This window comes from Hymenobacter artigasi, assembly GCF_012275535.1.
Taxonomy (GTDB): Bacteria; Bacteroidota; Bacteroidia; order Cytophagales; family Hymenobacteraceae; genus Hymenobacter; species Hymenobacter artigasi.
Genome location: NZ_JAAVTK010000007.1, coordinates 180,725 through 189,945, shown reverse-complemented (window position 1 = coordinate 189,945; position 9,221 = coordinate 180,725). Strand labels below are relative to the sequence as shown.

Genomic DNA, 9,221 nt, shown 5'->3' with positions numbered 1-9,221 from the left:
CGCGCCCGGCTCCGGGGCCGGGGGGGGGCCCCTAGGCCCCACAGGTTGGGGCCCTTTCGCCCCACGCCTCTGCGCCTTCTGCGGGCTGAAACTGTAATGCTTCCAGCAGGCAGCCGATAAACCTGGCCGTAGCGCAAGCCGCCCGGCCATTGCCTGCGCGGCCGTAAGTTGCGGCCGCAATCCTCATTCTTTCACCTTTTCCGCACAAATGAACCTTCGTTTCCTGTCCACCCTGGGTCTGGCGCTGATGACCAGCGTCAGCTTTGCCCAGCAAAAACCCGCCACCAAAGCCCCGGCTGCCAAAACGGCGCTGGCAACCCTGCCCAGCGGCACCAAGCTCATCGAGAAGGTAACCAAGCAGCCCGGCCAGCTCGTCATTCCCTACGAGAAGTACGTGCTGCCCAACGGCCTCACCCTCGTGGTGGCCGAAGACCACTCCGACCCATTGGTACACATCGACGTGACCTACCACGTGGGTTCGGCGCGCGAGCAGATTGGCAAATCGGGCTTCGCGCACTTCTTTGAGCACATGATGTTTCAGGGCTCCGACCACGTGGGCGACCAGCAGCACTTCAAGCTGGTGACGGCCGCCGGCGGCACCCTCAACGGCAGCACCAACCAGGACCGCACCAACTATTTCGAAACCCTGCCCAGCAACCAGCTCGAAACCGGCCTGTGGCTGGAGGCCGACCGCATGGGCTTCTTGCTCGATGCCGTGAGCCAGAAGAAGTTCGAAATCCAACGCTCGACGGTGAAGAACGAGCGGGGCCAGAACTACGACAACCGCCCCTACGGCCTGGCCAGCGAGTACATCTCGAAAACGCTGTACCCCTACGGCCACCCCTACTCCTGGCTCACCATCGGCTACCTCGAAGACCTCGACCGCTCGAACGTGGACGACCTGAAGAACTTTTTCCTGCGCTGGTATGGCCCTAACAACGCCACCCTCACCGTGGGCGGCGACGTGAAGCCCGCCGAAGTAGTGAAGCTGGCCGAGAAGTATTTTGGCTCCATCAAGCGCGGCCCTTCGGTGCCGGTGCAGAAGCTGCCCGCGCCCGTGCTCACCGCCGACCGCTACGTGAGCTACCAGGACAACGTGCGCTTCCCGATGCTGCAAATGGTGTTCCCGACCGTGCCCAACGGCCACCCCGACGCCTACGCCCTCGACGCCCTGGCCGACATCATCGGTAGCGGCAAAACCTCGCTGCTCTACAAAAACCTGGTGAAAACCCAGAAAACCGTGCAGGCCCAGGCCTATCAGCAGAATTCGGAGCTGGGCGGCTTCCTGGATTTTGTGGCCCTGCCTTTCCCGGGCAAAACCTTGGATAGCACGGAGGTTATCATCCGCAACACGCTGAAGGAGTTTGAGAAAAAGGGGGTTACCGACGACGACGTGCAGCGCTTCAAGGCGCAGAACGAGGCCCAGATTATCAATAGCCTGGCCAGCGTGCAGGGCAAGGTGAGCCAGCTCGCCGCCTACCAGACCTACTTCAACAACCCCAACTACCTCACCGTCTACCTGAAGGAGCTGCGTGGGCTCACCAAGGCCGATGTACAGCGCGTGTACGACAAGTACATTAAGGGCAAACACGCGGTTATCCTCAGCGTGCTGCCGAAAACCGGCGGTGTAGCGGCGGCCAGGCCCGACAACTACACCATCGACCAGGCGGGCTACAAAGCGCCCGACTACGGCTACAACGGCCTGAAATATACGAAAGCCACCGATACCTTCGACCGCAGCAAGCAGCCCACTGCCGGCACCAATCCCGTGGTGAAGGTGCCCGCGCTGTACCAGGAAACCCTGCCCAACGGCCTGAAAGTGGTGGGCACTAAAAACACCGAGATTCCGGCCGTCACCATGCGCCTCACCATACGCGGCGGGCACCGGCTGGAGCAGGCCATGCCCGACAAGGCTGGCCTGGCTCAGCTCACGGCCAGCATGCTGAACGAGGGCTCGGAGAAGTACACCGGCGAGCAGTTTTCGGCCGCCCTCGACAAGCTGGGCTCATCGGTGTCGGTGAACGCCGGCGACAACGAAACCACTGTGTACGTGCAGAGCCTGACCAAGCACCTGCCCGCCACCATGGCCCTGCTGGAGCAACGCCTGCTGCACCCGCGCTTCGACGCGGCCGACTTTGCCCGCGTGAAAAAGCAGCAAATAGAGCTGATTGCCAACTTCGCCAACCAGCCCGCCGTGATGGCCGACCTCACCTACAACCGCTTGGTTTACGGCTCCAACAACATTGCCGGCACGGCCGTGGCGGGCACTACCACCTCGGTGGGCAGCATCACGCTCGACGATGTAAAGAGCTTCTACAACACCTACTACGCGCCCAACGTGAGCTACCTCGTGGCCGTGGGCGACGTGGACCAGGCCACGCTGGATAAGCAGCTGGGCTTCCTGAAAAACTGGGCGAAGAAGGACGTGACCATCCCGGCCGACATGGCTGGTGTGCAGCCCGACAAAACGACCATTTATTTCGTGAACAAGCCCGGCGCGGCGCAGTCCGAAATTCGGGTGGGCTACCTCACCGATATGAAGTACGACGCCACCGGCCCGTACTACCGCGCTTACCTGGCCAACTACCTGCTCGGCGGCGCCTTCAACTCGCGCATCAACCTGAACCTGCGCGAAAACAAGGGCTACACCTACGGTGCCCGCTCGGGCTTTGCCGGCACGCGCTACGCCGGCCCGTTCACGGCCCAGGCCGGCGTGCGCGCCGATGCCACGGCCGCGTCGGTGAAGGAGTTCATGAGCGAGATTTCGAACTACCCGAACGGCATTTCCGATGAGGAGCTGGCCTTCGTGCAGTCGTCCATCGGCCAGAGCGATGCGTTGAAGTATGAAACCGGCCAGCAGAAAGCCGGGTTCCTGTCGCGCCTCGTCGAATACAACCTCGACCCCAGCTACGTGCAGCAGCAGACCGACATTCTGAAAAACCTGAAAAAGGAAGACGTGCAGGCCATCGCCAGGCAATACCTGCCGGCCGACAAAATGGCCATCGTGGTGGTGGGCGACGACAAGCAGTTGCCCGCCCTGCAGGCCCTGGGCTACCCCGTGGTGCAGCTGGACATGGAAGGCAAGCCCGTGGCCGCCGAAATGACAAAGATGCCCATGCCCGCCCCCACGGAAATGGCCGCGCCGACGGATGAAAAGATGAAGAAGCAGTTCGACGATGGCAGCAAAATCAAGACCAAGACCAAGAAAGGCAAGAGCTAAGTCAACGAATGGGCCGTCGTGACGGCTGAGGCAGCGTCAGGCTGGGCTTGTCGACGCATTGCTACTGTGCAGCTAATCCTAACTGATGGATTATGACTGTGGTAGGAATGTGAAGGCACGCTCAGCCTGACGTTCTTGTTTTGCTCCGCATCCGTGCCCAAATTCAAACCTTGCTGAGGCACAAGCCGCGAGCAAGCGCCGGGTAAAGCGTAGCTTTCGGCCCGCCGCTTTATCTTCACCCAAAATTTATTCGCCCGTGGCCTCTTCCCAACAGCTTGCGCAACTAGACCGCCTGGAGCGGCAGATTACCACCTTAGTGGCTGCCTATCAGCAATTGCGCGAGGACCTGGCCGATGCCAACACCACCGTGCAGCAGCTCCGCGCCGACGTGCGCGAGAAAGACCGCCTGCTAAAAGAGCGCCAAAACCAGGAAAATATCGTTAAACTTGTACACACCATAGCTGGGGAACCCACCCACGCCAACGAACTTAAACTGCGCCTCAACGAATACATCCGCGAACTGGATAAGTGTCTTGCCTATTTGAGAGACTAAACCGAACGACCCTCACCCCCCTGCCTTAACTTTCGCCCTATGAGCGAATTAGCCATAAAAATTCGGATTGCTGACCGGGACTATCCCATGCGCGTTGACGTGCAGGATGAGGAACGGTTGCGCCTGGCCGGCCGCCTGTTGGGCGACAAGCTGCGCGAATTCCGGGAAGGCTACGGCATTCAGGACAAACAGGACCTGCTGGCCATGGTTGCGTTGGCCACAATGGCCGACCAATTGAAAGTGAGCAAGGAAAAGGATGGCACCGATGCGGCGCTAACCGAACGGCTGGCTCGTTTCGACGAGCTACTATCCGGCGTGGTGCTGACGGGGTAATACCCCCGCCCGGCACGCACACAACTCGTTGGCCCGGCAGGGCGGCGCGGCAATCGGCCGCTTCCGCCCGGCCCGGGCAAAATCGTTCTACCTGGTTATGGTTTTTACCCCACCCCAAAAACCATAATTACATGTCATCCATCATATTATACTGTTTGCTGACCGCGGTGGTCGCCCTTGTGGCGGGCATCGTAGTGGGCAGGCAGCTGGCCGGCAAAGCCCGGCTGGACCATGAAGGCGAGGCCCAGGCCCGCGCCCAGCAAATCCTCCGCGACGCGGAGGAGAAAGGCAACCGTCTTCGCGACGAGAAAATCAAGCAGGCCGATGAGCGCCTGGAGCAGTCGAAGAACAAGTTTAAGACGCTGCGCAACGAGTTTGACCAGGAAAGCCGCCGCCTCAAAGCCGAGCTGGAAGGCGAGCTGACCCAGCGCCGCCAGGGCGTGGTGGAGCAGGAACAGAGCATCAAGATGCTCACCGAAACCACGCAGCGTCAACTCGAACAGCTTCAGAAAAAGGAAAGCGACCTCGAACGCCAGCGCGAGAAAAACCAGACCGACACTCAGCAGCTGCGCGACAAGCTGGAAAGCCAGGCCGAAAAGCGCCGCCTCGACCACGAGGAAACGATGGCCGAGCTGGAAGAAAAGCAGCGCGATGCCGACGAGCAATTGCACTCGGTGCAGCGCCAGCTCGAAACCATTGCCAACCTGACCGCCGCCGAAGCCCGCGAGCAGCTGGTAGAAAGCCTCAAGAACGAAGCCCAGATTCAGGCCAGCTCCTACGTGAAGGACACCGTGGCCCAGGCCAAGCTGACGGCCACCAAGGACGCGAAGAAGATTGTGCTGGAAACCATTCAGCGCACCGCTTCGGAGCACGCCATTGAGAACTGCGTGTCGATTTTCAACATTGAAAGCGACGACGTGAAGGGCAAAATCATCGGCCGCGAGGGCCGCAACATCCGGGCGCTGGAAGCCGCTACGGGCGTTGAAATCATCGTGGATGACACGCCGGAAGCCATCATCATCTCGGGCTTCGACCCTGTGCGCCGCGAAATTGCCCGCCTCTCGCTGCACTTGCTGGTGAAGGACGGCCGCATTCACCCGGCCCGCGTGGAGGAGATTGTGGCGAAGACCCGCAAGAACATTGAAGAGGAAATCGTTGAGATTGGCGAGAAAACCATCATCGACCTGGGCATTCACGGCCTGCACCCCGAGCTGATTAAGATGGTGGGCCGCATGCGCTTCCGCTCATCCTACGGCCAGAACCTGCTGCAGCACAGCCGCGAAGTAGCCAACCTCTGCGCCACCATGGCCGCCGAGATGGGCCTCGACGTGAAGAAAGCCAAGCGCGCCGGCCTGCTGCACGACATCGGCAAGGTGAGCACCGAGGAGCCCGAGCTGCCCCACGCCATTCTGGGCATGGAGATGGCCAAGAAGTGGAAAGAGCACCCCGACGTGGTAAACGCCATCGGTGCCCACCACGATGAGATTGAGATGACGGCCATGATTTCGCCGCTGGTACAGGCCTGCGACGCCATTTCGGGCTCGCGCCCCGGCGCCCGCCGCGAGATGATGGAGAGCTACATCAAGCGCCTGAAGCAGCTGGAAGAAACCGCCAACGGCTTCAAGGGCGTGAACCAGTGCTTTGCCATCCAGGCCGGCCGCGAGCTGCGCGTGATGGTGGACGCCGAGAACGTGACCGACGAGCGCGCCGCCGAGCTAAGCTTCGAGATTTCGCAGAAAATCGAGAAGGAAATGCAGTACCCCGGCCAGATTAAAATCACCGTAATCCGGGAGATGCGCGCCGTGGCCTACGCCAAGTAACGTGGCATAAGCTTTAGCTTGTGCGTCGAAAAGAAACCACGGAAGCCCTCGCAGCGAAAGTTGCGGGGGCTTTTTTGTGCTTAACTTCCTAACTTCCCTCTGCCCCGAAACCCCACCTATTTTCTATCGAACTCATGAGCCAACGGCTACTACTTTTCCTGAGTACGGGCTTCAGCCTATTCCTAACCAGCTGCGTCGTGTACATGCCTATGCAGTGCGCGGCCCCGCAGATTACCGATAAAAACCAAGGCGAGCTCACCCTCAGCACCTACCTCAATGGCCGGGCCGATGTGGCGGCGACCTACTCGCCGGTGCGGCACCTGCTGGTGCGGGCGGCGTATAGCAACCTGCGCGATAAATCGCGGGACAGCACCTACTACCGTGGGCACCAGTACGACCTGGCCGTGGGCACCTACTGGCAGCCGGGCACCCAATGGCTGGTGGGCGCATTGGGCGGCATCGGGCAGGCGCAGAGTACAGCAGCCTATTCCAAGGGCGGCTTTCTGTTTGGCTATCCTACTAAGTACGAATTTGATGCGCGCTACAACAAAGTATTTGGTGAAGCCTACGGCATCTTGCAAGCCAGCGATGCCTTGTCGTTTGGAGCCGCCTACCGCGTTACGCAGGTAAATTTCACGCACCTGACCAACCTTGGGAGCCCTGTTGACCTAAGCAGCATGACCCGCAGCGAGCCGATGGTATTTATGCGGGTGCGGCTCGGCACGGGCCCTGCCGAAAACCGGCCCGTGCAGCTGCAGGCGGGCTGGGGCACGTCGAGCACATTTGGCTACAACGAAAAAGACCCGAACCTGACTTACGACCCCGGGGTGCGCGACCTGAAGCAAAACCGGGGCTATGCCACCATCGGCATCACGGTATTTCCGCATTTTCTGTTCCGCAAGGCCCCAACCAATTAACGGCGAACGTTGAGCCACCGGCTTTTTTGCGGAAATTTGGACCGCTAATTAGCTGTTCTCTCCTCGACACTTTTCCTTGCCCGATGACCCTTCGCCACTGCCTGGGCCTGGCCTGCGCTGCCGCTCTGGCCGCCTGCGCCGTCCAACGCAACCCCTACGCCGCCACCAACAAGTCGTATAAAGCCCAGGTGAAGGCCTATGCCGAGGCCCTGCGCGCCATGCCGGGCACCACGCCGGGCGGCGACAGCCTGCTGGGCAAGTACTGGGTGGGCACCACCAATTTCAACTTGCGCAAGCCCAACTACGTCGTCATTCACCACACGGCGCAGGACTCCACGGCCCAGACGCTCAAGACGTTCACCCTGCCCAGCACGCAGGTGAGCGCCCACTACGTGATTGGGCGCGACGGCCGGGTGTATCATATGCTGAACGACTACCTCCGGGCCTGGCACGGCGGCGTGGCCCGCTGGGGCAATACCACGGACATCAACTCTTCATCCATCGGGATTGAGCTGGATAACAATGGCACCGAGCCCTTTGCCGAAGCGCAGATTACCAGCCTGATGCACATTCTGGGCGGCCTGAAAAAAGCCTACAATATTCCGGCGGCCAACTTCATCGGCCATGCCGACATTGCGCCCAGCCGCAAGAATGACCCCAGCGCCTTGTTTCCCTGGAAGCGGCTGGCTACCAACGGTTTTGGCCTGTGGTACGATGCCGGGCCGCTGCCCAGCCCCTTTGTGGCCGACAGTGCCGCCGCCCTGGCCGGCCGCCTGCTCACCCCACCCCTGCCGGCCCCGGACGATGTGCCGATGGCCACCATCCTGCCCGTGGACACCAGCAAAGTGGATGCCCAGCTGGCGCGGCTGAACGGACCGATTACGGTGTTCAGCCCCCGCGAGGCGCTGCGCATTATCGGGTACGACACGCGGGATTTGCCGGCGGCTATCCGGGCGTTTAAGCTGCATTTCATTCAGCAAAACGTAGGTACGCCGCTCAGCGATGCCGACAACCGGATTCTGTATAATCTGTATAAGAAGTGCTTGTGAGGGACTGCGAGCCGTATATTTAGCCAACCAAGTAAGCTGGTGGCCGATGCCGCGCCGGCCGGAGATTTAATTTGATTTTATGCCAGAAGTATCCAAGCGCGGGCAGGCCATGCCCGTTTCGCCGTTTCGCAAGCTGCTGCCTTATGCTGATGCCGCCCGCCAACTGGGCAAAATCGTTTATCCCCTCAACATTGGCCAGCCCGATGTGCTGACGCCGCCCGAAATGCTGGCTGCCGTGCGCAATGCCGACATCGCGGTGCTGGGCTACGCCCCCGGCGCGGGCACCGACAGCTACCGCCGCAAGCTGGAAACCTACTACCGGCGCGCCGGTATTCCGGCGCGTTTCGAGGACATTATGGTGACCACGGCGGGCAGCGAGGCCATTCTCTTCGCCATGCTCAGCTGCCTGAACCCGGGCGATGAGGTGATTGTGGCCGAGCCCTTTTATGGTGCTTACACGGCCTTTGCCATCGCAGCCGACGTGCGCATCGTGGCCGTGACGGCGCACATCGAGGACGGCTTTGCGCTACCCCCGATGGCTGATTTTGAGGCGGTTATTACGCCTCGCACCCGGGCTATTCTCATCTGCAACCCCAGCAACCCCACCGGCTACGTGTACCGGCGCGACGAGCTGGATGCCCTGCTGGGCCTGTGCAAGCAGCACGACTTGTACCTGATTTCGGACGAAGCCTACCGCGAGTACTGCTATGACGGCGCCCACGCCACCAGCGCCCTGAGCCTGGCCGGCAGCGAGCAGCACGTAGTGATGGTCGACACGATTTCGAAACGCTACAGCGCCTGCGGGGCCCGCGTAGGCGCGCTCGTCACGCGCAACCCCAACATCTGGCAGGCAGCGTTTCACTTCGGGCAAATGCGCGTCTGCCCGCCGGTACTGGAAATGATTGCCGCCGAAGCCGCCTGCGACCTGCCCGCCACCTATTTCGACGAAACCCGCGCCGAGTACCAGGCCCGGCGCGACCTTACCGTGAATGCCCTGCGTGCCATGCCGGGCGTGGTGTGCCCGGTGCCGGGCGGGGCCTTCTACGTAGTGGCCCGCCTGCCCGTGGACGATGCCGAGAAGTTTGGCCAGTGGCTGCTCGAAGCTTTCACCCTCGATAATCAGACCCTGATGCTGTCGCCGGCCAACGGCTTCTACCGCACGCCGGGCCTGGGCCGGCAGGAAGTGCGCCTGGCCTACGTCATCAACCAGACCGATTTGGCGGCGGCGCTCTACTGCCTGGCGCACGCGCTGCTGGCCTATCCCGGCCGCCTCGAACCCGTGCCCGCTGCGGCCGTAGAAGCTGCCATTGCTCTCCCTGCTTAATCATT

Annotated in this window: 7 protein-coding genes; all 7 read left to right on the top strand. The window is 61.3% G+C overall.

Going from position 1 to position 9,221, the window contains the following annotated elements; all coding sequences use genetic code 11:
• The first annotated feature begins 208 nt into the window (after window positions 1-208).
• The 7 genes from HBN54_RS13115 to HBN54_RS13085 all read left to right on the top strand — a co-directional run bounded on the left by HBN54_RS13115 (window position 209) and on the right by HBN54_RS13085 (window position 9,216).
• Window positions 209-3,220: a M16 family metallopeptidase gene (locus HBN54_RS13115; protein ID WP_168673664.1), complete on the top strand. Its 3,012-nt coding sequence runs from the start codon at window positions 209-211 to the stop codon at window positions 3,218-3,220.
• A 256-nt stretch (window positions 3,221-3,476) separates the two neighbouring features.
• On the top strand, window positions 3,477-3,773 hold the full coding sequence (locus HBN54_RS13110) for a coiled-coil domain-containing protein 22 (RefSeq protein WP_168673663.1): 297 nt from the start codon (window positions 3,477-3,479) through the stop codon (window positions 3,771-3,773).
• A gap of 39 nt (window positions 3,774-3,812) precedes the next feature.
• Window positions 3,813-4,106 carry a cell division protein ZapA gene (locus HBN54_RS13105; RefSeq protein WP_168673662.1) on the top strand — a complete coding sequence of 98 codons (294 nt, stop codon included), beginning with the start codon at window positions 3,813-3,815 and terminating at the stop codon, window positions 4,104-4,106.
• 131 nt (window positions 4,107-4,237) lie between these two features.
• Window positions 4,238-5,926 (top strand): ribonuclease Y, encoded by a 1,689-nt coding sequence (rny, locus tag HBN54_RS13100; RefSeq protein WP_168673661.1) that lies wholly within the window; start codon window positions 4,238-4,240, stop codon window positions 5,924-5,926.
• A 134-nt stretch (window positions 5,927-6,060) separates the two neighbouring features.
• A complete protein-coding gene (locus tag HBN54_RS13095) occupies window positions 6,061-6,843 on the top strand; it encodes a hypothetical protein (RefSeq protein WP_168673660.1) in 783 nt (260 codons plus the stop codon).
• Window positions 6,844-6,926: 83 nt separating this feature from the next.
• Window positions 6,927-7,892, top strand: coding sequence for an N-acetylmuramoyl-L-alanine amidase (locus HBN54_RS13090; RefSeq protein WP_168673659.1), 966 nt, complete (start codon window positions 6,927-6,929; stop codon window positions 7,890-7,892).
• Window positions 7,893-7,971: 79 nt separating this feature from the next.
• Window positions 7,972-9,216, top strand: a complete 1,245-nt coding sequence (locus tag HBN54_RS13085; protein ID WP_168673658.1) for a pyridoxal phosphate-dependent aminotransferase — start codon at window positions 7,972-7,974, stop codon at window positions 9,214-9,216.
• Window positions 9,217-9,221: the final 5 nt, after the last annotated feature.

Coding starts and splice junctions, on each gene's coding strand:
- HBN54_RS13115 (WP_168673664.1), top strand. CDS start 209: ATGAACCTTCGTTTCCTGTCCACCCTGGGTCTGGCGCTGATGACCAGC.
- HBN54_RS13105 (WP_168673662.1), top strand. CDS start 3,813: ATGAGCGAATTAGCCATAAAAATTCGGATTGCTGACCGGGACTATCCC.
- rny (WP_168673661.1), top strand. CDS start 4,238: ATGTCATCCATCATATTATACTGTTTGCTGACCGCGGTGGTCGCCCTT.
- HBN54_RS13095 (WP_168673660.1), top strand. CDS start 6,061: ATGAGCCAACGGCTACTACTTTTCCTGAGTACGGGCTTCAGCCTATTC.
- HBN54_RS13090 (WP_168673659.1), top strand. CDS start 6,927: ATGACCCTTCGCCACTGCCTGGGCCTGGCCTGCGCTGCCGCTCTGGCC.
- HBN54_RS13085 (WP_168673658.1), top strand. CDS start 7,972: ATGCCAGAAGTATCCAAGCGCGGGCAGGCCATGCCCGTTTCGCCGTTT.